Source organism: Asanoa ishikariensis, from assembly GCF_900107455.1.
Classification (GTDB): domain Bacteria; phylum Actinomycetota; class Actinomycetes; order Mycobacteriales; family Micromonosporaceae; genus Asanoa; species Asanoa ishikariensis.
Map to the genome: position 1 here is coordinate 724,310 of NZ_FNQB01000001.1, position 24,383 is coordinate 748,692.

Annotated in this window: 17 protein-coding genes and 1 pseudogene; 11 read left to right on the forward strand and 7 right to left on the reverse strand. The window is 71.6% G+C overall.

The features are described from left to right. Positions 1–130: 130 nt before the first annotated feature. Both BLV39_RS44960 and BLV39_RS03405 read left to right on the forward strand, forming a co-directional pair. Entirely contained in the window at positions 131–4,981 is a 4,851-nt protein-coding gene (locus BLV39_RS44960; protein ID WP_308442690.1) for an SseB family protein, read from the forward strand. Beyond that, positions 4,978–5,343, forward strand: a complete 366-nt coding sequence (locus BLV39_RS03405; RefSeq protein ID WP_090787026.1) for a hypothetical protein — start codon at positions 4,978–4,980, stop codon at positions 5,341–5,343. Before BLV39_RS44960 ends, BLV39_RS03405 begins: the two co-directional genes overlap by 4 nt. A 9-nt stretch (positions 5,344–5,352) precedes the next feature. On the opposite strand, the gene BLV39_RS03410 is transcribed toward BLV39_RS03405, so the two are convergent. After that, positions 5,353–6,273 carry an alpha/beta fold hydrolase gene (locus tag BLV39_RS03410; protein ID WP_090787029.1) on the reverse strand — a complete coding sequence of 307 codons (921 nt, stop codon included), beginning with the start codon at positions 6,271–6,273 and terminating at the stop codon, positions 5,353–5,355. Positions 6,274–6,354: 81 nt separating this feature from the next. On the opposite strand from BLV39_RS03410, the gene BLV39_RS03415 reads away from it, so the two are divergent. Then, positions 6,355–7,461, forward strand: a complete 1,107-nt coding sequence (locus BLV39_RS03415; protein ID WP_090787032.1) for a C45 family autoproteolytic acyltransferase/hydrolase — start codon at positions 6,355–6,357, stop codon at positions 7,459–7,461. On the opposite strand, the gene BLV39_RS03420 is transcribed toward BLV39_RS03415, so the two are convergent. The 3 genes from BLV39_RS03420 to acs all read right to left on the reverse strand — a co-directional run bounded on the left by BLV39_RS03420 (position 7,448) and on the right by acs (position 12,638). Further along, on the reverse strand, positions 7,448–7,870 hold the full coding sequence (locus BLV39_RS03420; protein ID WP_090787035.1) for a hypothetical protein: 423 nt from the start codon (positions 7,868–7,870) through the stop codon (positions 7,448–7,450). The two genes, BLV39_RS03415 and BLV39_RS03420, sit on opposite strands and share 14 nt — an antisense overlap. A gap of 125 nt (positions 7,871–7,995) precedes the next feature. Beyond that, the gene (locus BLV39_RS03425) at positions 7,996–10,419 is read right to left on the reverse strand and encodes an immune inhibitor A domain-containing protein (protein ID WP_425304690.1); all 2,424 of its coding nucleotides are present in this window, start codon (positions 10,417–10,419) and stop codon (positions 7,996–7,998) included. A 257-nt stretch (positions 10,420–10,676) separates the two neighbouring features. Next, the gene (gene acs / locus BLV39_RS03430; protein WP_090787041.1) at positions 10,677–12,638 is read right to left on the reverse strand and encodes an acetate--CoA ligase; all 1,962 of its coding nucleotides are present in this window, start codon (positions 12,636–12,638) and stop codon (positions 10,677–10,679) included. Between the two features lie 208 nt (positions 12,639–12,846). Between acs and BLV39_RS03435 the strand changes: the two genes are divergently transcribed. Further along, positions 12,847–13,602 carry a Fic family protein gene (locus BLV39_RS03435; protein WP_090787043.1) on the forward strand — a complete coding sequence of 252 codons (756 nt, stop codon included), beginning with the start codon at positions 12,847–12,849 and terminating at the stop codon, positions 13,600–13,602. 288 nt (positions 13,603–13,890) lie between these two features. Here the strand turns inward: BLV39_RS03435 and BLV39_RS03440 are convergent, their stop codons facing one another. Next, positions 13,891–14,697, reverse strand: a complete 807-nt coding sequence (locus BLV39_RS03440) for an HAD family hydrolase (RefSeq protein WP_090787046.1) — start codon at positions 14,695–14,697, stop codon at positions 13,891–13,893. Between the two features lie 546 nt (positions 14,698–15,243). Here BLV39_RS03440 and ssd point away from each other — a divergent pair. The 7 genes from ssd (at position 15,244) to BLV39_RS03475 (ending at position 20,112) form a co-directional block, all read left to right on the forward strand. Further along, positions 15,244–16,278: a septum site-determining protein Ssd gene (gene ssd, locus BLV39_RS03445; RefSeq protein WP_176984893.1), complete on the forward strand. Its 1,035-nt coding sequence runs from the start codon at positions 15,244–15,246 to the stop codon at positions 16,276–16,278. After that, the gene (locus tag BLV39_RS03450) at positions 16,275–17,495 is read left to right on the forward strand and encodes a TadA family conjugal transfer-associated ATPase (protein WP_090787053.1); all 1,221 of its coding nucleotides are present in this window, start codon (positions 16,275–16,277) and stop codon (positions 17,493–17,495) included. Before ssd ends, BLV39_RS03450 begins: the two co-directional genes overlap by 4 nt. Positions 17,496–17,614: 119 nt before the next feature. Beyond that, the gene (locus BLV39_RS03455) at positions 17,615–18,220 is read left to right on the forward strand and encodes a hypothetical protein (protein WP_239083689.1); all 606 of its coding nucleotides are present in this window, start codon (positions 17,615–17,617) and stop codon (positions 18,218–18,220) included. After that, complete coding sequence (locus BLV39_RS03460; RefSeq protein ID WP_090787055.1) at positions 18,217–18,888, forward strand: type II secretion system F family protein; 672 nt, start codon at positions 18,217–18,219, stop codon at positions 18,886–18,888. Before BLV39_RS03455 ends, BLV39_RS03460 begins: the two co-directional genes overlap by 4 nt. Before the next feature lie 23 nt (positions 18,889–18,911). Then, positions 18,912–19,079 (forward strand): DUF4244 domain-containing protein, encoded by a 168-nt coding sequence (locus tag BLV39_RS03465; protein ID WP_090787058.1) that lies wholly within the window; start codon positions 18,912–18,914, stop codon positions 19,077–19,079. 98 nt (positions 19,080–19,177) lie between these two features. Continuing rightward, positions 19,178–19,549: a TadE family type IV pilus minor pilin gene (locus tag BLV39_RS03470; RefSeq protein WP_090787061.1), complete on the forward strand. Its 372-nt coding sequence runs from the start codon at positions 19,178–19,180 to the stop codon at positions 19,547–19,549. Positions 19,550–19,737: 188 nt separating this feature from the next. Then, positions 19,738–20,112: an Rv3654c family TadE-like protein gene (locus BLV39_RS03475; protein ID WP_239083690.1), complete on the forward strand. Its 375-nt coding sequence runs from the start codon at positions 19,738–19,740 to the stop codon at positions 20,110–20,112. 86 nt (positions 20,113–20,198) lie between these two features. Here BLV39_RS03475 and BLV39_RS03480 read toward each other — a convergent pair whose 3' ends face one another. Next, on the reverse strand, positions 20,199–21,320 hold the full coding sequence (locus BLV39_RS03480; protein ID WP_090787066.1) for an aromatic ring-hydroxylating oxygenase subunit alpha: 1,122 nt from the start codon (positions 21,318–21,320) through the stop codon (positions 20,199–20,201). A gap of 767 nt (positions 21,321–22,087) precedes the next feature. After that, a pseudogene (locus BLV39_RS03485) lies at positions 22,088–24,364 on the reverse strand (DEAD/DEAH box helicase); the annotation flags it as partial. Positions 24,365–24,383: the final 19 nt, after the last annotated feature.

A 24,383-nucleotide genomic window follows, 5' to 3' on the forward strand; every position in this document is an offset into this window, starting at 1 on the left:
GTGGGTCCGAATCGGGAGGGTATCGACGGTGGGCACGGTGAGACCGCCCGTGACGTCCCTACATCGTGATCTAGCCGACACCTTGTAGGTTGTACGCGATGCGTCTGGCCTGTCCGGGAAGGAGGTGGCCGTGACCGACTGGGAACCGGCCACCGAGGTCGAGGCCGCGATGCGAGACGCGCTCCGTGCCGGAGACCAGGAACTCTACTTCCGCATCCTGGCTCGCTCCGAGCTGCTGCTGCCGGTGTCGTCCGACGCGCTCGCCGGGCGGGCACAGGTCGGTTGGGGCACCTGGACCACCAACGGCCGCACGCACGTCCTCGCCTTCACGTCCGGTGAGGCCCTGCGCGTCTGCCTGGCCGACAACGCCGGGTCGGCGCGCCGCATGCCCTACCACGACCTCGCCGCCACCTGGCCAAACCTGGAGTGGTGGCTCGCGGTCAACCCGGGCCTGCCGATCGAGGGCTACCTGCCGGCGTGGTTCGTCGCCCAACTCGCCCGCGGTGACGTCCGTCTGCCGGGCCGCACCATGGGCGCCCGCGCCCGCCTCGACCGGGCCGAGTCCGCCGCGCGCGCTCGCGCCCGGGCGTCCGTGCCGGGGCAGGTAGTCCAGGGCGAGATCATCGAGCCTCCGTTCGTCGACCGGGCCGCCGCCGTGACCGGTCCAGTGCTCGAGCCGGACAGCATCGAGCCGCCGCAGCGCAACCGTCCGACCCGGCCGCCCGGCTTCGACTCGCCGCTCGCCTCCATGCGCCGGCGGGGCGGGGTGCCGGCACCGACCGACGCCACTCCGTCGTCGCCCGCGGCGCCGCCGCCTTTCCGTCCCGTCCCGACGCCGCAGGTCACCGACGTCACTCCCGAGCCCTATCGGGCGCCGGTCCTCCCCCCGCAGGTCACCGATGACACGCCGGAGCCGTATCGGGCGCCGGTCCTACCCTCGCGGGTCGCCGACGCGACCCCGGAGCCCTATCGGGCGCCGGTCCTACCCTCCCGGGTCGCCGACGCGACCCCGGAGCCGTATCGGGCGCCAGTCCTACCCCCGCGAGTCACTGATGCCACCCCGGAGCCCTATCGCGCGCCGGTCGCACCCCCACAGGTGAGTGACACCACGCCACACTCGCAGCGCCCGGTCCAGCGGCCTGCGGCCAACGGGGAGTCGGCTTGGCCGCCGCCGGTGGTCCACGGCGACCAAGCACCGCGGCCGTCGCGCCAGCCTGCGGATCCGCCGCGAGAGGTCACCGAACGTCCGACGCCGGCCATGCGGCCGCGATCGCCGTTCCGCGAAGACCCGGCGCGGTCGAGCCCACCCGGGCGGTTCGCCGGGCCGCCGCGCCCTCCGCGGCCCCAGGTCCGGCCCACCTCGGGCGGGGGTTTCTTCGGCGCACCGGACCAGGCCGAACAGGGTCAGCCAACCGGCCAGCCGGGCACTCCGGCGCGCGACGAGCAACGTCAGACGAACTGGTCGCCGGCCAACGGCGCAGCCGCGAGCGTGCCGCACGAGACCAGACCATCCGCGGGTACGCCCAACGGGTCCGCCACGCAGCCGTCGCCCTGGCCGGCGGCGGGCCGCGACGCGCCCGGTTGGGCGGACAGCACGCCGCCGGCACCAGCACCGGCATGGCCGGCCGCGTCCGCGTCACCAACGGTCCCGCCGCCCGACGCGCAGTCCTGGACTGCCCGGCAGTCCGGGCCAGTGGGGCCGGATCTGTCGGGCACGAACGTTCAGCGCCCCGCCGGACCGATTCCCCCGTCGGACCTGGGACCCGTCCGCCGGACGCCCGGCCAGTCCTGGCCCGAGGCCTCGGTCGCCGGTGCACCGCGACCGGCAGAGCCTCCGGTCGCGCAGCCGTGGCCAGGTCGACCGTCCGTCCCCGCTCCCGGCGGGGCTACCGTCGCGGGCGACCCAAATTGGCCCGCCCGCGCTAGCGGCTCCGCGCCGGCCCAGCGATGGGCCGAGCCCGCGTCGGACGCGGCAGCGACCAGCAGCCCCACCTCCTTCCAACCCGTCTCCGGCGCTCCGGCGTCTACGACGCCGCAGACCTGGGACCGGGTCGTCCCGACGTCCGAGGCGCCCAGTGGTGCAGCGTCGGGTGACCCGCAAGCTCCCTCACCAGCGGCAGGCCTATGGCCGGAGCGGCAGCTACCCGCGACGCCGATCGAGCCCGAGCCGGCGGTCGGCCCCAAGCCGGCGCCACGCGCCACTGATCTGTGGCCGGACCAGAGTCGGCCCGACGCGGAGCCCGCGGCTCGCGTCGCCGACCTGTGGTCGGCTCAGCAACCCACCGGCGGCCCGTCCGCAGGGACGGAGAAGAACCGAGCTACCGACCTGTGGTCCGGTCAACGTCCCCCGGGCGAGCCGGCCGCCGACGCCGCGGCCCCGGCGGGTTCGGACAAGCCGCGTGCCACCGACTTGTGGTCCGGTGGGAAGCCGGCCGACGGTGGCCCGCAGCCAGGCTCGGACAAGTCGCAGGCCACGGACCTTCGGCCCAGTGAGCAGCGGGCGGATGGCGCCCCGCGCCTAGCCTCGGACAAGCCGCGTGCCACCGACTTGTGGTCCGGTGAGAAGCTGGCCGACGGTGGGCTGCAGCCAGGCTCGGACAAGTCGCAGGCTACGGACCTGTGGCCCGGTAAGCGGCCGGCCGACGGTGGGCTGCAGCCAGGCTCGGACAAGTCGCAGGCCACGGACCTGTGGCCCGGTGAGCAGCCCGCCGATGACACCCCGCGCCTTGGCTCGGACAAGTCTCGCGCGACTGACCTTTGGTCGGGTGCGCGGCCGGTAGATGGGTTGGCTGACGCCACCCAGCGGGTGGATTCGGATAAGCCGCGCGCCACGGATCTGTGGTCGGGTGAGCAGCCGGGCGGCGGGTCGTCGGACGGCGCCCCACGCCAGGGTTCCGAGAAGCCCAAAGCGACAGACTTGTGGTCAGGTGAGCGGCCGACCGCTGACGCCGCTCAGCAGATGAGCTTGGACAAACCGCGTGCCACCGAACCGGGGTCCGTCGACGCCGGGACGCAGGCGGGTTCGGGTGGGCCGCGCGCCACCGACTTGTGGTCGGAGCAGAAGTCACCTGAGGCCGCCAAGCCGGCGCCGCGCGCGACTGACTTGTGGTCCGGTCAGCAGCACGCCGAAGGCGAAGGATCGGACCAGCCGCGCGCGACGGACCTCTGGACAGAGCAGAAGGCCGCGGAGCCGGCCGCACGTGCGACTGACCTGTGGTCCGGCCAGAAGCCGACCGCCGGGTCGGACGCGACCGAAGCGGCCGCGCCGCCGCTGGGTCAGCTACCGTCCACCGAGCGGAGCGGGGCCGAAGACGCGGCTCCCGCAGAGGCGGCGCCCCGCACCGGAGACCTGTGGTCCGAGCAGAAGCCCGACGAGCCGGCGATCGCGGCGCCGGCCAAGGCTGACGAGGCATCCGCTGGACCGGGGTCGCGCGCCGCGGATCTGTGGTCGACGGGCGAGAAGCAGGCGGGCACCGACGAGTCAGCTCCTCGCGTGGTCGACCTCTGGGCGAATCAGGCGGCCGAGCCGGCCAAGGCTGACGAGCAGCCGGCCACAGCGCCCGCCGTGAACCTTTGGACGGACCAGAAACCGTCACCCGCCGCGACACCAGCTTCCGACCTGTGGTCGGATCAGCGGCCGGCAGAGCCGAGCCCCGGGGCAGAGCCGCGACCGGCCGATCCGCAAGCAACCGGGTCAGACCCCCAACCCACCGACCTGTGGTCGAGTGGGACCACGACCGAAGCCCCGTCGTGGTCGGACCGCGCCTCCGCGGGCACCGCCGAGAACCCCGTGGCCACTCCCGCGCAGTCCTGGTCGGGCCGCGCTTCGGCCGCGACCGGCGTCGACCGCCAGTGGACAGATCCCGCGACACCAGCGGGCGACGACGCGGCGCAGCAATCGTGGACCGACCGCACGCCGACCACCGGCACCGAAGCACCGTCCTGGCTGGAGCGACCGGTGGCGCGGCAGGAGCCCTCCGTCTTCGCCGCCAATGCTGGCCCGGTGCCGGCGGACTTCCAGCCGGCCAACGATGTCGAGGAGAGCCTGCTCACCGCCGCCGGTTCCGGCAGCACCGACACGTTCCTGTCGACCTTGCTGCTCGCGCGCGTGCTGCTTCCCGTGTCCACCGAGTCCAGGGCCGGCGCGCAACCAGGCAGCGACGGTTTCGCCTGGCACACCGAGACCATGGACGACGAGCCCCATGTCGTGGTGTTCACCTCGGCCGAGCGGATGGCCGAGTACCTGGACAAGGGCACAGAGACGGTCACCGTCAAGTTCGTCCGGCTGATCAACAGTTGGCCGAAGGAGAACTGGTCGTTCGCCGTCAACCCGGGTACGCCGGTGGGCGCGAAGCTGCCTGGTGCTCAGATCGTCGCGTTGGCGAGTTGGGCCGCCGAGGTCGGGCTCGACGCCGGCGAGGACGAGCCGGTCGTCGCGGCGCAGCCCAAGGAGGAAGCGCCGGCGCCGGATCCCGCGCCGGCTGCCGTCGACGCGGCGCTGCCGACGATGATGCAGAAGACCATCGCGCCGAGCCAGGTCGACTACTACCTGGAGCGGGGGTACGACCGGGTCTCGGGCTTCGTGCACCGGGTCACCGAGGTCTCGCACCTGCGCACCCCGGGCCAACTGTTCACCGCGCTGGGCCTCGGCTACGCCAAGAGCCCGTTCGTCGCCGACGCGGCCGAGGTCTACGTGTTGCGTTGGCCGGCGTACCGCCCAAGCCTTTACCGCATTCCGTACGGCGGTCAGAACGAGAACGCCATGCGGGCCATGGAGGGCTGGGTCATCGAGCGGTCGCCCTTCCGGGGCAACGGTTTCGCGCCCGGCGAGGGCAGCGACGTGATCGCGGAGTTCAAGGTGGACAGTGCCCGGTTGCCGCACGGGGCCCAGCTCTGGCTGATCCGCGCGGACGGTTCCGAGAAGGTGGTCGCCACCCTCGACGCCGACGCGCCCGGCTGGACCCGGGCCGGTGACCAGTGATGCGCGACGGCTACGTGGCCCGCTGGAAGGACCGCGAATACGACGCCAGCCCCGACGGCGACCAGGTCCGGATCTACCAGCCGGACCCGGGCGACGGCTTCACCGAGGTACGCGGCGGGCGGCACGTCCGGGTCGTCCCGGTGGCCGACGTCGCCGAGCTCGCGTACGTGCGGACCACCTGCTCGTGGAAGGGTGAGCCGTTCATCGTGCTGGCCGAGCACGACGGGTGGCTGCGGGTCGAGTACACGGGTGGGCGCGCCCCGATCGCCGAGTCGTTGGGCCTCGAGGCCTTCGATTTCGGCGTCTACCAGGGCTGGGCGCCCGCCAACGAGGTCACCGACCTGCGCGAGCAACGCGCCTGACGAGCGCGGCTAGGACTTCGCCCACCTGAGCACCTCGCCCAGCACCAGGTCCGGCGCCTCCAGGTGCGGATAGTGGCCGACACCTTCCAACAAGCGCCACTCGTACGGCGCCACGCAGTAACGCCCGGAGCCCTGCGCCGTGCGCGGCAGCACCGCCGTGTCGAGCGCGCCGTGTAGCTGCAAGGTCGGCGTGGTCAGCGGCGTCTGCATCTGCTTGACGAACCGGTACCCGTGCAGCCGCAGCACCGACCGGAACGCCCACCGGTAGCCCTCCAGCGCGCAGAACGCCGCCTGCGGGATCCGCATCGCCGACCGGCAGCGCGCCACGTAGTCGGCGAAGCCGGGGGTCTCCGGCCACGCCGGGCCGGACCAGCGCCGCAAGAACTCGCCGACCATCGCCGCGCCGTCCCGCACGAGGACGTGTTCGTAGCGCGGCAACTGGAAGCGCAGCGTCGGCGTCGCGGCACTGAACTGCCCGCGCGGGTCGGCGAAGATCGCAGCCCGGAGCCGCAACGGGTGGGCGGCGCCGAGCACGACCAGGCGGCGGACCATCTTCGGGTGGAACGCGGCGGCCGCCCAGCCGACCATCCCGCCGAACCCGGCGCCGACGATAGTGGCCTGCCGTTCGCCGAGCGCCCGGATCAGCCCGGCGACGTCGGCCGCCATGGTGAACCCGTCGTACCCCCGCGGTGGTTTGTCGCTCGCACCGTATCCGCGCATGTCGACCGCGACCGCCCGAAAGCCGGCGTCGGCGACCGCGGGCAGCATCTCGTGCCACGCCCACCAGAACTCGGGGAACCCGTGCAGGAACAGCACGAGCGGCCCGGTGCCGGCCTCCACGATGTGGAAGCGGTTGCCGTTGGCGCCCACCGACCGGTGTGTCCACGGCCCGTCGACCAGCACGCTCGTCTCGTCTACCTGCGGTTCCATCCGGCCAGCGTAGGTCAGCGGCGCCCCTAACCGGCTCCGGAGATCTCCCGGAGGGGCGGCTAAGGGATTACCGTCAGGGGTATGACACTGCCTGTCCCTTACGTCGACGTCAGCGGTACGCCGGGTGAATGCGGCTTCGCGTACGGACAGGCGGCGCGCGGTCAGATAGCCGCGAACCTGGACCTCTACGCCGGTCGATTCCGGGCCGTGGGGCTCGACGCAGCCACCACCAGAAGCGCCGGCGAGACCTTCCGGGCGCAGACCGTGCGGCTCTACCCCCGGATCGCGGAGATGCTCGACGCCACGGCGGAGGGTGCGGAAGTCGCCGTCGGTGATCTCTACGCGGTCAATGCCCGCACCGAGCTGATCTACGGCACGCCACCGGACGGCGCGGCCGGCGGTTGCACGGTGCTCGGCGCGCTCGGCACGCACACCGCCACCGGGCACACGCTCATGGCGCAGAACTGGGACTGGCACCCTGACCAGCGCGGCGCGATGGTGCTGCTGGGCACGACCGACGAGCGTGGGCACCGGGTCGTCGCGCTGACCGAGGCCGGCATGCTCGCCAAGGCCGGGCTCAACTCGGCCGGCCTTGGCATCTGCGTCAACATGCTGACCACCGACCGCGACGGCGTTACGAAGGACAACCCGGGCGTGCCGTACCACGTGGTGCTTCGCGCCGCCCTCGAGAGCGACACCCTGGGCCGGGCGCTCAAGGCGGTCGTGCCGAGCCCGCGCAACGCCTCGATGAACCTGCTGCTCGGCCAGTCCGGCCCGGCCGGCGGTGAGCTGATCGACCTGGAGCTCGTGCCGGGGGTGGCGGGCTGGCTCCACCCCGAGGGCGGGGTGCTCGCGCACGCCAACCACCTGGAGACGGCGCTGCCCGTGCGCGACCTGATCAACGACTTCGGCGGGTCGACGCTGTTCCGCGCGGCCCGGGCCCGGCGCCTGCTGACCGCCGCGGCCGAGCCGGGCAAGCTGACCGAGGACGACCTGGCCACGATCCTGCGCGACCACCAGAGCTACCCGAACGCGATCTGCCGGCACGTCGACGAGCACGACGCCTACGGGGAGCGGTCCGAGACGGTCTACGCGGTGCTGATGGACCTCGACGAGCGCCGGATCGGGATCGCCGAGGGGCCGCCCTGCGACCACGAGTTCACCTGGGTCGAGCTCACAAACGCTTGAACGAGATCAGCTCGTACGGGATGCCCTCGCCGCAGTCGATCTTCGCTAGCAGCGGGCCGACCTTGGCCGTGATGTAGCTGCCCTCCGCGAGGGCGAGACCGGCGGCGTTGTGCAGTGCGAAGCGCTGGTTGTCGTCGTTGACGACCGCGTAGCAAGGACCGGAACCGCCCTTGACCACGCGCCCGCTGATCATGTCGCCCTCGATGTAGTCGCTGGGCGTCGACGGGCCGACCTTCGGCGGCGGTGGAGCAGGGGGACGGGTCGGCGACGGCGTGCGCCCCGACGGCGGCACCGAGGACAGCGTCCGCGATGGCTCCGCCGAAGACACCTCGCCCGTTCCCGTGCCGCCACACGCGCCCGTCAACCCGATCGCCAACAGGAGGGCGGCGGCGGCGAAGCGTCGGCTCACGTGCACCTCCCTTGGACGCTGAAGCGGTACCCCTGGTTCCAGGAATGGAACGCCCCCGCACCACCGAAGTGATGCGGGGGCGCATACCCGCAAGACCAGATCTCTCTAGGTCGTACCAGAGAAGGTCAGTTGACCTTGATCTTGACGGAGGTGCCCTTCTCCTCGATCACCCTGATCTTCACGCCGATCGCGGGCAGCTTGACGCCGTGGTTCGGCAGCGCCGCGTCGAAGTAGTTCTTGGTGTCGTCGAAGAGCGGGTTCGCCTCCGGCCCGCGGACGTACATGGCCTGGCCCTCGTGGTGCACGGTGAAGGAGTCGGCCTTGCGCAGGCTGAACGGCGCGTCGTAGATCTGGACCCGGGTGCGCCACGGCTGGCCGTCGAGGCGGTACAGGGTCTTCGGGCGGGCGTCGATGTAGAGGTTGAGGCCCTCACCGGGGTGCTGGCTCACCTCGTTGTCGTCCTGCGAGGTGTCCCAATAGGAGATCAGCAGACCCGTCTGGTACGGGTAGTGGTCAACCTTGTCCCCGCCGGTCTTCTGGAAGTAGTACGGGCCGTACTGCAGGTACTTGTCGAAGCCGACGTAGGTCCGCCAGCCCGCGATGTAGTAGTGCGGGTGCTGGGTGATGAACGTCGACGTGATGTTCTGGAAGCCGTCCACCGTCCAACCCTGGTTGCCGGCCGCGTCGCCGTCGGCGAACACCGAGGTGCCGCCGCTGGTGATGGCGAGCTTGTCGACGAACAGACCGTTGGGCAGGTCGACGCCGTAGTTGCCTTGCTGAGCCGGGTCGGTCGCGTAGCGGAACCGCAGGCCGATCGTCTTGTTGGCGAACGCCGACAGGTCGAACGTCGCGTCGGTCCAGGTCTCCTGGACACCGTCGATGCCAGCGCCACCGTCGGCCTCGGCGGCCGTGGTGATGTTGCCCTTGATCGGGACGAAGCCGCTTCCGGAGTCGACCTCGACGTACGCGAAGTCGCACGGGTCGGCACCGCAGTCCTCGATGTCCCACCGGGCTTTGAAGGTCAGCGTGGAAGCAGCGGCGGGCAGCGTGACCTGGCGCGTCAGCGTGTGCGCCGCCGTGTTGGACAGGTCGTCGTCGCTGCCGCTCCACCACTGGTAGGTGCCGTCGGCGGCGGGGCCGACGTCATGGCTGACGTCCTTGAGGCCCAGCGGAACGACCAGCGCCTGCGGGTTCTTGGAGTTGTACTCCTCAGGGCCGAGGGTCCAGGTGTCCTTGACCCCGGCCGGGGTGACCACGTAGTCGAGCCAGCCGAGCTGGAGCTTGTTCCAGGCGCCCAGGTCGCCGGCGCGGTCGCCGATGAACTGCTCGCCCTTGGCGCCGAGGCGGCTCTGCGCCATCAGCGTCCAGTACTCGTTGGGGCCGTCACCGGCGCTGTCGTAGTCGTCCGGCAGGCCCAGGTCGTGCGAGTACTCGTGGTAGAAGACGCTGCGACCACCGTTTTCCGGCTGGATCGTGTAGTCGTAGATCCACACGCCACTGTTGCCGATCTGCGAGCCGCCGATCTTGAAGTCGGGCGGGCCTTCCGTCTGGCTCGGGAAGACGCTCCAGCGGTGGGCCCACGAGGCGTCCTCGCCCTGCTGCGGGTCACCGTCGGACTGGTCGCCGCCGGCGTGGACGATCTGGAAGTGGTCGATGTAGCCGTCGGGCTCGTTGAAGTCGCCGTCGTTGTCGTGGTCGTAGCGGTCCCACACGTCGAAGCTCTTCAGCTCGGCGTTGACCTCGGCGACCGGGCGCCCCTGCGCGATCTGGTCGCTGTACCAGACGTTGGCGGCGTCGCGGATGAGTTCCCAGGTGTTGCTGCAGTTGCTGCCCGTGCAGACGGCGGGGTCGTCACCGGGCTGACCGTCGCGCACCGGGTCGTTGGAACGGGCGTAGCGCGCCTCGTTGTAGGGCACCTTCACCCAGTTGGTGACCTTGCCGTCCACGGTGTAGCGGCCCGAGGACTGCTGCTCCATGTACTGCTTCAGCGACTCGTCGTTCTTGCCGGTGCCGAAGTAGAGCTTCTGGTAGTGGGCCTGGTTGAAGTCCGGCTGCCAGACCGTCGAGTTGTCGACCGCCCGGTTGGGTGCCGGGATCTTGTTGTGCAGCGGACCTTCGAAGGTGCTCGGACCGGGGATGTTGGGGTTCGTGTCCTTGTCCGGGAAGCTCGGGTGGCGCTGGTTGCCGAACTCGGCCAGCACCACGAAGATCTTGTCGGACCTCTCCCGCTGGAGCTCGACGTACTGGTCGACCTTCTTCTTGCCGGTCCGCTTCTGGTCGGCCTTGCTCAGGTCCTTCTTGCCGACCTTGACGACCTTGCTGCCGTTGATCATCTGCGGCGCGGCATCGCCGGCGATGACGTCCTGGATCGCGCCGTCGCGGAGTTCGCGACGCTTCGACTCGAGCGGGTTGGGCAGGTCGTCCGAGACCTGTTGGGGCTCGGACTGCGTGGGGGCTTTCGCCGCCGCCATCGGCGACTGACCGAGCGCCGCACCGCTCAGCGCGAAGCTGGTCGTCGTCGCGACCAGCGACAGACCCAGCAGCCCCACTGCGACTTTGCGCACGTGGATACCTCCGGTATGAGGGAGCCGTCCTCGGGGGGTGACGGGGACGGAACGAGCAAGCCCCGAATAAGGGGCCACTGAGGAAACTAAGCACTACAGAGCCAGGAGGGAAGCGGGACGCGTCGATTTATTTCAAAAATCTTGGTGGCGCGTACACCGGCCGTCATATAGATGCCCTCCACCTGCATACGAAAGCGGGCGAGCCCCGTACAGGGCTCGCCCGCTCAGTTCGTCGGACCTGGCTACTCGTCGGATTTGGCCGACTTCATGCCGTCCGAGATGAGATCCATCACTGTCGAATCCTGCAATGTGGTCACGTCACCGAGCGACCGGTGCTCGGCCACGTCGCGGAGCAGCCGGCGCATGATCTTCCCGGACCGGGTCTTCGGCAACTCGGCCACGAGCATGATCTGCCGGGGTTTCGCGATCGGGCCGAGCGTCTTGGCCACGTGGTCGCGGAGTTCCTTGATCAGCGCCTCACCCGCGTCGCCCGCGGTGTCGACGGAGCCGCGCGGGATGGTGAACGCGACGATCGCCTGGCCGGTGGTCGGGTCGGTCGCCCCGACCACCGCCGCCTCGGCCACCGACGGGTGCGACACCAGCGCCGACTCGACCTCGGTGGTCGAGATGTTGTGTCCCGAAACGAGCATCACGTCGTCGACCCGGCCGAGCAGCCACAGGTCGCCGTCGTCGTCCTTCTTGGCGCCGTCGCCGGCGAAGTACATGCCCGGGAAGCGGCTCCAATAGGTGTCGATGAAGCGCTGGTCGTCGCCCCAGATCGTGCGCAGCATCGACGGCCACGGCTCGCGCAGCACCAGGAAGCCGCCGCCTCCGTTCGGCACGCTCTTGCCCTCGTCGTCGACCACGTCGGCGCTGATGCCCGGCAGCGGGCGCATCGCACTGCCCGGCTTCGTGCCGGTGACACCGGGCAACGGCGAGATCATGATGGCGCCGGTCTCGGTCTGCCACCAGGTGTCGACAACGGGGGTGTTGTCGTGGCCGATGTTCTTCCGGTACCACATCCAGGCCTCGGGATTGATCGGCTCACCGACCGAGCCGAGCACCCGCAGCGACGACAGGTTGGCCGCGGCCGGGAACTCGTCGCCCCACTTCATCATCGTGCGGATCAGCGTCGGCGCGGTGTAGAGGATGGTGACGCCGTACTTGTCGACGATGTCCCAGAACCGTCCCTTGTGGGGGGTGTCCGGCGTGCCCTCGTACATCACCTGGGTCGCGCCGTTGGAGAGCGGCCCGTAGACGATGTAGGAGTGGCCGGTCACCCAGCCGATGTCGGCGGTGCACCAGTAGACGTCGGTCTCCGGCTTCAGGTCGAAGACCGCGTGCTGCGTGTACGAGGCCTGCGTCAGGTATCCGCCGGTGGTGTGCAGGATGCCCTTCGGCTTGGCCGTCGTGCCGCTGGTGTAGAGGATGAACAGCGGGTGCTCGGCGTCGAACGGCTGGGCCTCGTGCTCGGTGCTGGCCGTCTCGACGGTCTCGTGCCACCACAGGTCCCGCTCGCTCCAGGCCACCTCCTGGCCGGTGCGGCGGACCACCAGCACGTGCTCGATCGTCGGGCACTGGGCGACCGCCTCGTCGACGATCGTCTTGAGCCCCGACGGCTTCCCGCGGCGATAGCCGCCGTCGGCGGTGATCACCACCTTGGCGCTGGCGTCCTGGATCCGGCCGGACAGCGCGTCGGCCGAGAAGCCGCCGAAGACCACGCTGTGCGTCGCGCCGATCCGGGCGCAGGCCAGCATGGCCACCGCCGCCTCGGGGATCATCGGCAGGTAGATCGCGACCCGGTCGCCGGCGCGGACGCCGAGGTCGGCCAGCGCGTTGGCCGCCTGGCAGGTGAGCGCGTGCAGGTCGGCGTAGGTCAGCGTGCGGGTGTCACCCGGCTCGCCCTCCCAGTGGATGGCGACCTTGTCACCTCTGCCGGCCGCGACGTGGCGATCGAGACAGTTGTAGGCCACGTTGAGCTCGCCGCCGACGAACCACTTCGCGAACGGCGGATTGGACCAGTCGAGCACCTGGTCCCACTCCTTGGCCCAGTCGAGCCGGTGCGCCTGCTTCGCCCAGAACGCCAGCCGGTCGGCGTCCGCCTCTTCGTAGGCGTCGGCCTTGACGTTGGCTGCATCGGCGAGCGCGGCCGGTGGCTCGAAACGTCGGTTCTCCTGAAGCAAGTTCGCCAAGGTCTCGCTCATCGTCACGCTCCCTGCGCAGGGGTTGGGGGGTCTGTGGAGGAATCTAGTGTCCGGGCCGCCTGGGCTGGGAGGGGTCGGTGGGCCCGGGCGCGCGCCGAGTGGACCCGCCCGCGCGCCGGTTGGAGGCGGCTGCGTCCGTACGTGTTCGAATCTTGCCATTACCGCGCGCTTTCGCGCAGCCTTCGCGCGCTCCGCTAGCGTTGCCGTCGTGACCGCTCTCGCTGATCCGCTCGCGCCTCTGCTGGCGCTCGCCGACGTGCAGGATGCCGTCGGGCAGGCCCGCGCCGCCGCCGATGCCGCGATGCGACATCGGGCATTGCGCCGACAGGGTGGCGTGGTCGCCGCCGAGATCAGCTTGCGGTCCGCGGTCGCTTCGGCGGCTTTGGAGGGATACGCGCATGATCGTGAGCTGGTGCGCTCCGGCGTGGTGACCGACACCGTGGTGCAGGGCTGCCTACGGGTCGCAGCGGCGCTCCCGTCGCTGGTCGACACCTGGCCGAAGGCGCCTCGGCAGGTGCTGGCGCGGCTGCACGTGCTGGCGGCGCGGGGTTCGGTGCCCATGGACGCGCTCGGGCATCCGGTCGACCCGTCCTCCGGTCCGCGACTGGACGCGCTGGCGGCGCTGGTGGCCGGCGGGACGTCGGCGCCACCGCTGGTGCTGGCGGCCGTCGTACACGGTGAGCTGTTGGCTCTGCGGCCCTTTGCCGGTGTGCCCGGGGTGGTGGCACGCGCCGCGGCCCGGTTGACGCTGATGTCGTCGGGCTTCGACCCGCGTGGGCTGATCGCGCCCGAGGTGGGGCATCTGGCCCGGGAGCCGGAGTACCTGGGTGCGGCGGGTGCGTTCGCGACCGGCACGCCGGACGGGGTGCGCTCCTGGCTGCGGCATTGCGCCGGTGCGGTGTCGCTGGGTGCGGCTTCGCTGGAAGAAGTGGCCGAACAGACGTGGACGGCGCCTCAATCCTGAGGCGCCGTCACTCACGTCCGGCCGGGTTACCAAGCGTGCACCTTTAGTCGTCGTCGGCGGTCGCTTGCCGCGATCCGCCGGGACGTGCCTGCCGCGGCTGGTCGCGCGTGGGTGCCCGGTGGCCGTGCACGGAGCCCTTCGTGAGTTGGGGTCCGCATCCCCTTTTCTACGCCGATGCCCGCTTGATCGGAACCCTTTGACCGGTGCTTTGACCTGGACGTGTCGCGGGTTGCCGCGGGTTGGTTACGCGGTGCTGGCCCGCGCGGTGGTGGCCTGCGCGGTGGTGGCTTATGCGGTGCTGGGTGCGGTGCGGGTGCGGCGGTGGCGGCCGTACCAGGCGATGCCTATCGCGACACCGACTCCGACGCCGATCGCGGCGGCGGCGACTGGGACGGCCGGGCGCTCGCGCAGCCGGCGGCCGATCGGGATGGGGTGCCGGAACTCGAGCACGGGCCAGTTGTTCTCGGCGGCCAGGCGGCGCAGCGCGCGGGGCGGGTTGACGGCGCTCGGGTGGCCGACGCATTCGAGCAGCGGGATGTCAGAGGTCGAGTCGGAGTAGGCGTAGCAGTCGGCCAGGTCGTAGCCGCGCTCCTTGGCCAGCGCGGTGACCGCGTCGACCTTGGCGGTGCCGGCGGCGTAGAACTCGACCTGGCCGTTGTAGCGACCGTCGGTGACGCCCATCCGGGTCGCGATCACGTCGGTGATGCCGAGCAGGGCGCCGATCGGCTTGACGATCTCCTCGCCGGAGGCGGAGACCAGCACCACGTCGCGGCCGGCCGCCTGGTGCTCGTCGATCAGGGCCGCGGCCTCGGCGTAGATGTATGGGTTGATCAGCTCGTGCAGGGTCTCGGTGACGATCTGACCGACCTGGTCGACCGGCCAGCCCTTGCAGAGGGTAGCCAGGTAGTCACGAATCCGCGCCATCGACTGGTCGTCGGTGCCACCGAGACGGAACATCAGTTGCGCGTACGCCGACTTCACGACGTCACGGCGCGTGATGAGGCCGTCACGGTAGAACGGCCGACCAAAGGCCAAGGCACTCGACTTGGCGATGACGGTCTTGTCCAGATCGAAAAACGCGGCGCTCCGACCCACGATCGAAAGTCTAATGTGCGGCGCGAAACGTGCTGCCCCTACCGGGGTACGACATGTACCGCATAGCCTGGTACAACTTGGTACCGCCCCCAGGACGCGGCGACGGATGTCACGGATCTCCATCGGCGTGTCGTGCGAGTTGGGGCAAACGCCACTCGACGCGCACCGCGCATATCAGGCATGCTAGTTGAGACACGATTTCCAGTCGTGTTTCCGACCCTCGGCGGTTGCACCCCCCGTAACCGCTGAGTGGGTTCGGCTCGACCCCCCCGGAGCCGAACCTCAGGCGACCCCCGTCTCCCCCCGACGGGGGTCGTCGTTTTTCGTCCGTCCTCTGTGTCCCGCACGTCCCCACACGTACCCCCGCGTAGCAGATCGCGGTTCTCCGTGGCGGGTTGTCCACAGGTTCTGGGTTATCCACAGCGGTTGGCATTGGCCTGGATTGGCCACGTCACCGCATCAGAAGGTGGGCGGGTCCTTTCCCGCTCCCACCTTTGTTGGAGGCCCCCGATGCCTGCCCGACCTGGTTTCCGGCTGCCACTGGTCGTGACGGCCGATGCTGATCTGCTCGACGACCTGTTGCGGATCGCGGCCGCCGCCGGCACCGAGGTCGACGTCGCTCCCGACCCGGCCGCGGCCCGGCCGCGCTGGTCCCGGACGCCGCTCGTGCTGGTCGGCGCCGACCAGGCCGAGGCCTGCCTGCGGGCGCGGCTGCCGCGCCGCCAAGGGCTGGTGCTGGTCGGTTCCGAGCCGGCTTGGGATCTCGCCGAGCCACTCGGCGCGGAATACGTGCTGCGGTTGCCAGAAGCCGAGGAGTGGCTGTTGCGCCGGCTCGGCGGGCTTTTCGCGGAAGGCGCCGGCCGGGTCGTCGCTGTGGTCGGTGGGCGTGGCGGGGCCGGGGCGAGTGTGCTGGCCGGGGCGTTGGCGGTGGTCGCGGCGCGGGACGGCCGTCGCACGCTGCTGGTCGACGCGGACCCGCTCGGCGGCGGTCTCGACCTGATCCTCGGCTGGGAGGGTCTCGAGGGGTTGCGCTGGCCCGGCCTGGCCGGCACCGACGGCCAACTTGATCCGCTGGCGTTGGTCCGGTCGTTGCCGCAACGCGGTGACCTGGTGATCGTCTCCTTCGATCGGGGCGAGCCGCTGCCACTGCCCGCCCCCGCGATGACCGCGGTGCTCGACGCCGGCCGCCGCGCGCGCGACGTGGTGGTGGTCGACCTGCCCCGCCGGCTCGACGACGCCGCGGTCGCCGCGTTGCAGGGCGCCGACCACACGTTGCTCGTCGTGCCGGCCGAGCTCCGGGCGACGGCCGCGGCCACCCAGGTCGCCAAGACGGCCGCGCTGCACTGCTCGTCGGTGTCGGTGGTGGTTCGCGGCCCGGCGCCGGGCAACCTGTCGGCCCCCGAGGTGGCCCGGTCGGTGGGCTTCCCGCTGACCGGTTTGTTGCTCCCGCCCGAGCCGGGATTGGCCCGGGGCCTCGAGCACGGCGAAGCGCCGGGGACCGGCAGTCGCGGCCCGCTCGTGGACCTGTGCCGCGTGGTTCTCGCCGACCTCCTTGGCGCGGCTACGGAGGCGGCGGCATGACCGCGACGTTGCCGGCCAACCCGCCGCCGTTCGGTCGGCCCTCCGCCGGCGATCTGGCCGGGCGGGTGCGCAGACGGTTCGCCGCGAGTCGCGACGAGGTCAGCCCGGCCGCGGTCGTCGCGGCGGTGCGGGACACCGGCGGCCCGGTGCTCGGCGACCGCGACGTGTTGCGGCTGGCCGCCCGGGTGCATGACGAGCTGGTCGGTGCGGGGCCGCTGGGTCCGTTGCTGGCTGACCCGTCGGTCACCGACGTGCTGGTCAATGCCACCGAGGTGTGGGCCGACCGGGGCGACGGCCTGCACCGCGAGCGGGTCGTCCTTTCCTCGGCCGAGTGGGTCCGCCGCTTGGCGCAACGGCTCGTCGCCGCGGCCGGCCGGCGGCTCGACGACGGGTCGCCCTACGCCGACGCGATCCTGCCCGACGGCACCCGGTTGCACGCCGTGCTCCCACCGGTGGCCACGGGCGGCCCCTACCTGTCGCTGCGCACCTTCCGGCGTCGGCCCTACCGGCTGGCCGACCTGGTGGCCCGCGACACCGTGCCGGCGCCGGTCGCCGACCTGCTGGCCGCGATCGTGGCGGCCCGGCTGGCGTACCTGGTGATCGGCGGCGCCGGCTCCGGCAAGACCACGCTGCTCAACACGCTGATCGAGCTCGTGCCCCGCGACGAGCGGATCGTGCTGGTCGAAGACGCGGCCGAGCTGCGCCCGGCCCATCCGCACGTGGTCGGGCTGCAATGCAAGGTGTCCAACGTGGAGGGTGCGGGCCAGGTCGAGATGACCGACCTGGTCCGGCAGGCGCTGCGGATGCGACCGGATCGCCTGGTGGTCGGCGAATGCCGGGGTGCCGAGATCGTCGACCTGTTGCGGGCGCTCAACACCGGGCACGAGGGTGGCGCGGGCACGTTGCACGCCAACGCGATCTCCGACGTGCCGGCTCGGTTGGAGGCGCTCGGTCTGCTGGGCGGGCTGCCCAGGGTGGCGTTGCACGCGCAGGCTGCGGCGGCCTTGCAGGTGGTGCTCCAGATGCGGCGGGCCGCCTCGGGCCGGGTCCTGGAGACGGTCGGGCTGGTCGCGACCGAGGGTCCGGACCGGTTCGTGACGGTGCGGCCGGCCTGGGTGCGTTCGACCGGCGTCGGCGTCGCGGCGGGCGAGTTGGGGTCGTTGCTGGCCGCGCGCGGCGTGCGGGTTCCGGATCTGTTGTGGCCGGGTGGGCGGTGAAGGCTGTGTTGGTCCGTCGCTCGCGGGCCCTGCGGCGGCGGCAACGGTTGGTGCTTTCGCCTCCGTCTCCGCTTTCGCCTTTGCCGCCTTTGCCGTCGCCGTCGTCGGCTGCTCGCGCGGTGTCGGTGGCTCGGGTGCTGGCCGGTCCGTTGGCGTTTCCACTGGGTTTCGGTGCGCCCGCGTCTGTGGGTTTCGTCCTCGGCGGTGTGGTGGCCGCAGTTGCCCTGGGCGCCTACGGCACCGTGGCTGTGTTCTTTCTGCGCCGACGTCGGGTCGCCACGGCGTGTCGTGCGGCGAGGTCCGCGTTGCTGGATCGGTTGACCGGTATAGCCGCCGACCTCCGGGCCGGGCTTCCGGCCACCGCCGCTCTGGCCGACGATCCTTCCCGCGATGACGGTCTGATCGCGCTGGCCCGGTCGGCGGTGACGCTCGCGGAACGCACCGGTGCGCCGTTGGCCGATCTGGTCGACCGCATCGAGGCCGACGCCCGTGCCGGCGATCGTGCCCGGGCCGCCGCGGTCGCGCAGGCGGCCGGTGCGGAGGCCACCGCCCTGCTGCTGGCGGCGTTGCCGCTGGGCGGGTTGATGCTGGGCTACGCGATCGGGTCGGACCCGTTGGCGGTGCTGCTGCACACCCCGTTGGGCGCACTGTGTGCATTCGGAGCGGTCGCGTTGCAGATCCTCGGTCTGGCGTGGTCGCAACGTCTGCAACCGAGGCTGTCATGACCCGGCTGCTGGCGCGTCGAACGACCGCACGGCGTCGGCTGGCACGTCTCGGGGCCACGCCTCCGAAACAGCGTCGTCCAGCCCCCGCGAAGATCGGCGCGTTGGCGACTGCGGCCGCCACGGCCGTGATCGTCGACGGATGGTGGGGGCTGGCACTCGCCGCACCGGCTGCGGTCGTCGCACATCGGGTCATCGGGCGGCTGGAACCCGCCGAGGCCAAGCGACGACGACTCCGCGAAGAGGCCGACGCACCCATCTGCGCGGACCTGATCGCCGCCGCACTGCGCGCGGGCGCACCGGTCGACGTCGCGGTGCTCGGGGTGGCAGATGCGCTCGGTGGGCCGCTGCGGGAACGCCTAACCACGGTCGGCCGGTCGCTGCGGTTAGGCGCGGAGCCTCCAGAGGCGTGGAGCCACCTCGTCGGAATGCCAGGCGGCGACCGGATGGCCGCGGCGGCGATCCGCTCGTCGGCAAGCGGTTCGGCCCTGGCCGGCGCGCTGACCCGGCTGGCCGACGACCTCCGCGCCGACCGCGCGGTGGCGATGGAGGCCGCCGCCCGTCGCGCGGGCGTGCTCATCGTGCTGCCACTCGGCTTCTGTTTCCTGCCGGCCTTCATCCTCGCCGGCCTCGTACCGGTGATCGTCGCCATCCTCGGCGACGTCCTCTGACCTACTGAAAGGAGTCTTCTCGCATGCGTACGCTCCTTGCCCGGCTGCGCGCCGACGACGGGATGACCACCGCGGAGTACGCGGTCGGCACCCTGGCGGCCGTCGCGTTCGCCGCCGGGCTGTTGAAGGTCGTCACCTCCGACAAGGTGATCGCGGCCCTCTCCGCGGTCATCAGCCGAGCGCTCGGCTGATGACCATGGCCCGCCTCACGCGATCCACACCGGCGCGCCGACTCCCAAGCGGCGAACCTCCGACGCCGCCGGGAGTCCTCCGGGGCCGACGCGCCGGGTTGCGGCCGCGGTGGACGGGCCGTGGCCGCGACCGCGGTTCGACAACGGCAGAGCTGGCAGCCGCCACACCGGCGTTGGCACTGCTGCTCTTCGTCGGAGTCGCCGCGGTCGCGGCCACCCAAACCAAACTCCAGTGCGCCGACGCGGCCCGCGACGCGGCCCTGGCCGCAGCCCGAGGCCAGGAAGGCGGCCTATCCAGGACCCAAACAGCCCCAGACGGCGCCACCATCACAATCTCGATCAACGGCGACGTCGTCACGGCCACCGTCCGTGCTCCGGCCCGCGTGGTCGGCACCCGCCTACCGCCGATCGAGGTATCAGCCACCGCGGTCGCCGCCCGCGAGCCCGACGACGCGGGAATCCCATGGTGACCGGGTCTGGCAGGAGCCAATCCTGGCCCAGGGCGCGTTGCCGATGGGCGTTCACGCTTTGCGACCGCGGCGGCGCAGGGTCCGCGGTGCGGCGGCGATCGGCCTTCGTGCTTGCTGATCACGACGCGGCGCGGACCGCGAAGCGGCGGGCCTTTGCGCTTCGCGGTCAGCGCTGGGCGGAGTCCGCGGTGCGGCGGCGGTCGGCCTTGGTAGGCGATCGTGGTGCGGCGACCATCTGGGTGCTCGGTGTTGGGCTGGCGTTCGTGTTGCTGGGGCTGGCCTGTGCGGCGGTTGGTGTGGCGGCGGTCGGTCGTCATCAGGCACAGACCGCCGCCGACCTCGGTGCTCTTGCCGGCGCCGCGCGCACGCTGGAAGGTCCGGATGCGGCCTGCGCTCGGGCCGCCGAGATCGTTGCCGCCAACGGTGGGCGGATGAGCGGTTGTGTCGTGCACGGCTTCGACGTTGTCGTGACGGTCGCGGTCGTGGTCCGGCTGCCACCGAGCGGATCGGTGCGGGTCGCGACGGCTCGCGCGCGGGCCGGTCCGGTCGGGTGGTTGCCGTGACGAGGGGGCCCGGGCGCGAACCGCGTGCGCCACCGCGCTGGCAATTGGTTGTGCGTCGAGCTCCCGCGCGTCGGGCGTTGCGCGTTCTAGAGCTCGGCCACCGGATCGCGGTAGGCGCGGGCGATCAATGTGACCCAGTCGTAGACCGCGTTTTCGTTGGGCGCCAACGGCCCAGGCACGAAGTGGGGTGAGGAGACACCACGTTGGACGGACTCACACGCCGCCCAATCCTGGCGGTTGGTGAGGTCCCAGAACTCCACGGCGTAGGCGGGGTCGGTCACCTCGTCCAGGAACAACCACTCGCAGGTGACGTGGGTGCGGTGCGGCGAAAGCGGTTGGAGGAGGTGGGTCATCACGTAGTCCGGATGCAGCGAGATGAGCAGGTTCGGGAAGAGGCCGAGGTACCGGACCAGGCGCCGGTCGACGCCCGGCAGCGTGACGCCGTGTGAGCGGCCGTCGAGCGACATGGTTTCCGCGTGGTCGCGTAGGTCCATCGAGCCGCCGACCCAGGCGGCGCCGGGCTCGCGCCAGTTGCTGCCGGAGTTCGGCGGCGACACCGCGCACAGCTCGGGGTGGATCAGCGGGCAGTGGTAGCACTCGTGGTAGTTCTCCGCGATGACCTTCCAGTTGGCCGCCACCTCGTACTCGTGTCGGGCCTTGCTGACCAACGACTCTGGTCGGTACGGCTCGACGTGCGCGGCGAGCGTGCCGATGTGCGCGTCGAACGGCCGCGCGGTGCCGGTGGCGTTGACGAACAGCCAACCGTGCCAGTCGGCGGTTGGCAGTTCGACCAGGCCGTAGGCCGCGGCGGCGAAGTCCGCACCCATCCGTGGCGCGGTCCGCACGTGGCCGTCGAGGGTGTAGGACCAGCCGTGGTACGGGCAGAGCACCGCCGGTCGGTCAGCGACCTCACCTTCGGCCAGCAACTCGTGCGCACGGTGCCGGCAGACGTTGGCGAAGGCTCGTGGCGTGTCGGCGTCGAAGGTGAGCAGCACGCCGACGTCGCCGACCTTGACCGCGCGCTGGTTGCCGCCGGCGCCGAGCGCCGTCGTGCGACCGAGTGACACCCACGAGCCGGCGAACAGGTGGCGCTGTTCCCAGGCGAACACGTGCTCACCGACGTACGCGGCGGCCGGCAGCATGGTTGATTGCCCGAACGGACGGAGTGCCGGCTCCAGCGCGGAAGCTTCGAGAGGCGCACCCACCATGCCGCCATCATCACCGACCATCGCCCAACGGGAAACCGGGCCGGCTTAAGTGGTCAGGCCGCGGCGTCTTCCGCTGACCGCTGTGCCAGGGCCGGTCGGGTCGGGGCGGCGACCCCGTCCTGCGTCTGCTCGTCGCTGGTCGAGCCGTCCGCTCGGCTCGCGGGTACGGCGGAGTGCGCGCCGCTCGCCCGGCGACGCTTGGCCGCCGGCGGCGCCGCGTGGTGTCCGTCGGCGACAGGCTGCTTCGTCGCAGCCAACTTGGCCCGGGCCTGCGGTACCCGCGCGGCAGCAACCCCGGCCGCCACGTCGGCCTGCGGTTGGCCTCCGGCGGTGGCGTCGGTGGGTGCGAGCTTCGTCCGCCTCCGTGGAACCCGCGCGATCGCAGCCCCGGCCGTCGAGTCGGCCGCCGGCTCGCCTCCGGCCACAGGGTCGGTGGTGCCGCCGACTGCCTTGGCTGTCGCCCGCTTGCGCCTCGGCGCGACCCGCCCACGTGAGACGGCCGGCACAACCACGGCGCCCGCCACATCAGTCGCGCCGTCAGCGTCTGCCGCGGGCCGTACGCCGTCCGACTGGCTGGCGTCGGCCAGCGCGCCCGCAACGTGCACCGCGCTGGCGTCGGTCTCCGCGGCCACGTCGTGCGCAGGAGCTGGGTCCGCGACCGACGAAGTCGAGCCCTCGGACGCCGCACCGACGGAGACTCCGACCGAGGCCGGCGGCGCCACGTCAGTCGGACCAGCTCCTCCGTGCGTCACCGTCGTCGCGGTGGCCAGGTTGGCTAGGACTACGTCGAGGAGCTTGACGGCCTCGGGTTTGGCCAGGGGGTTGTTGCCGTTGCCGCATTTCGGCGACTGAACGCACGACGGGCACCCAGCCTCGCAAGCGCATTCCGCGATCACGTCCCGGGTCGCCTGGAGCCAGGACGACGCGGCGGCGAAGGCTCGTTCGGCGAAGCCGGCGCCGCCCGGGTGGCCGTCGTAGACGAAGACCGTGGGTAGGCCCGTGTCCGGGTGGTTCGCGGTGGAGATGCCACCGATGTCCCAGCGGTCGCACGTGGCGACCAATGGCAACAGACCGATGGCCGCGTGTTCGGCGGCGTGCAACGCCCCAGGTATGTCGGCTTCGGCTACCCCGTGGGAGGCCAGCGAGTCCGGAGACACCGTGAACCAGACGGCGACCGTACGCAGCTCGCGGGGCGGCAGATCCAGCGGCCGGGTGTCGATGACCTCGCCGGAGCCGTGGCGCCGGCGCTGGTACGACACCACCTGGCTGGTCACGTCGACCTCGCCCAGATGCATGGCGACCGGGCCGGCGGTCACCGACGAGCCGACGCCGGCCACGGAAAGCGTGGTCACGTCGCGGGCGTGGGTGGAGTAGTCCGGCTCGTCCGCGTGGACCAGCGCGCAACCGTCTTCGAAATCCAGTGAGTCGACGATGTAGGACGCGCCCTGGTGCACGTACACCGCGCCCTCGTGGAGCATGAAGTGCGACGACGACGCGTCTGTCATGCCGAGCAGGCGGCCGGTTGACGACTCGACGATGCAGATCGGCTGGCCGCCGCTGCCGCGCAGGTCGACGTCGGGGCGTTTGTAGGGGCGCCAGTACCAACCCGACGGGCGGCGGCGTAGCAGGCCGGCGGCGACCAGCTCTTCCAACACCGGCAGGGCGGCGGGGCCGAACAGCGAGAGGTCCGCCTGGGTCAGCGGGCCCTCGGCGGCCGCGCAGCAGAGCTGTGGACCCAGGACGTACGGGTTCGACGGGTCCAGCACCGTCGCCTCGACCGCCTGGCCGAACAGGGCTTCCGGGTGGTGCACGAGGTAGGTGTCCAGCGGGTCGTCGCGGGCTACCAGCACCGCCAGCGCGTCGTCGCCCGCTCGGCCCGCGCGGCCCGCCTGCTGCCACAGCGACGCGCGGGTGCCGGGGTAGCCGCAGATCAGCACCGCGTCGAGGCCGACCAGGTCGACACCCAGCTCCAACGCGTTGGTGGACGCGAGGCCGAGCAGCGAGCCGGACAGCAGACCTTCTTCCAGCGACCGCCGCTCCTCGCGCAGGTAGCCGGCCCGATAGGCGGCGACCCGGCCGGCCAGCTCGGGGGAGACCTCTTCCAGCGAGCGCCGCGCCACCGTCGCCACCGTCTCGGCGCCGCGGCGGGAGCGGACGAAGGCAACAGTGCGCACCCCGGCGGTCACCGCGTCGGTCAACAGCGACGCGGTCTCGCGGACCGCGGACCGCCGGACCGGGGTCGCCGAGGAGGCCGACGTCTCCAGGGGTGGCTCCCACAGCGCGAACGTCACACCACCGCGCGGGGACGCGTCTTCGGTGACGGCCTCGATCCGCAGGCCGGTCAGCCGGGCGGCCGCCGTCTCCGGGTCGCCGGCCGTGGCGGAGGCCAGGACGAAGACGGGGGTACGCCCGTAGCGCGCCGCCGCCCGTCGCAACCGCCGCAGCACGTGCGCGACGTGTGACCCGAACACCCCGCGATAGGTGTGGCACTCGTCGACGACGACGAACGACAGCCGGCGGAGGAAAGTGCCCCAGGCGGCATGCCCCGGCAGGATGCTTCGGTGCAACATATCTGGATTTGTCAGGACGAAACGCGAGTGCTGGCGGATCCACTCTCGTTCCGCTCTGGGCGTGTCGCCGTCGTACGACGCCGGGCGTACACCCTCGACCGAGAGAGCGGCCACGGAGCGTAACTGGTCCGCGGCCAGGGCCTTGGTCGGCGCGAGATAAAGAGCGGTGGCCCGCGGGTCGAGGACCAACCGCGACAGGGCCGGCAACTGGTACGCCAGCGACTTGCCCGACGCCGTGCCGGTCGCGACGACCACGTGCCGTCCCTCGAAAGCCAGCGAAGCCGCGGCGGCCTGGTGCCGCCACGGCGCCGACACTCCGCGCGCCGCGTACGCGGAGACCACCAAAGGAGGGACCCACGACGGCCACGGAACCGGATCGCCGACCCGGGCGGCGACCTCTTCGACGTGGGTGACCGGAGGCCGGCTGAGCAGGCCGGCAAGCAGGGAAGCCGGCGCCCCAGCCGCGGTGGTCATCCCAGCACTCTCGCACTGA

Bases quoted from the DNA above. Each gene is read 5' to 3' on its own strand.
- BLV39_RS03450 (WP_090787053.1), top strand. From the start codon at position 16,275: ATGACCGCGACGTTGCCGGCCAACCCGCCGCCGTTCGGTCGGCCCTCC.
- BLV39_RS03480 (WP_090787066.1), bottom strand. From the start codon at position 21,320: ATGGTGGGTGCGCCTCTCGAAGCTTCCGCGCTGGAGCCGGCACTCCGT.
- BLV39_RS03415 (WP_090787032.1), top strand. From the start codon at position 6,355: ATGACACTGCCTGTCCCTTACGTCGACGTCAGCGGTACGCCGGGTGAA.
- acs (WP_090787041.1), bottom strand. From the start codon at position 12,638: ATGAGCGAGACCTTGGCGAACTTGCTTCAGGAGAACCGACGTTTCGAG.
- BLV39_RS03460 (WP_090787055.1), top strand. From the start codon at position 18,217: ATGACCCGGCTGCTGGCGCGTCGAACGACCGCACGGCGTCGGCTGGCA.
- BLV39_RS03410 (WP_090787029.1), bottom strand. From the start codon at position 6,273: ATGGAACCGCAGGTAGACGAGACGAGCGTGCTGGTCGACGGGCCGTGG.
- BLV39_RS03465 (WP_090787058.1), top strand. From the start codon at position 18,912: ATGCGTACGCTCCTTGCCCGGCTGCGCGCCGACGACGGGATGACCACC.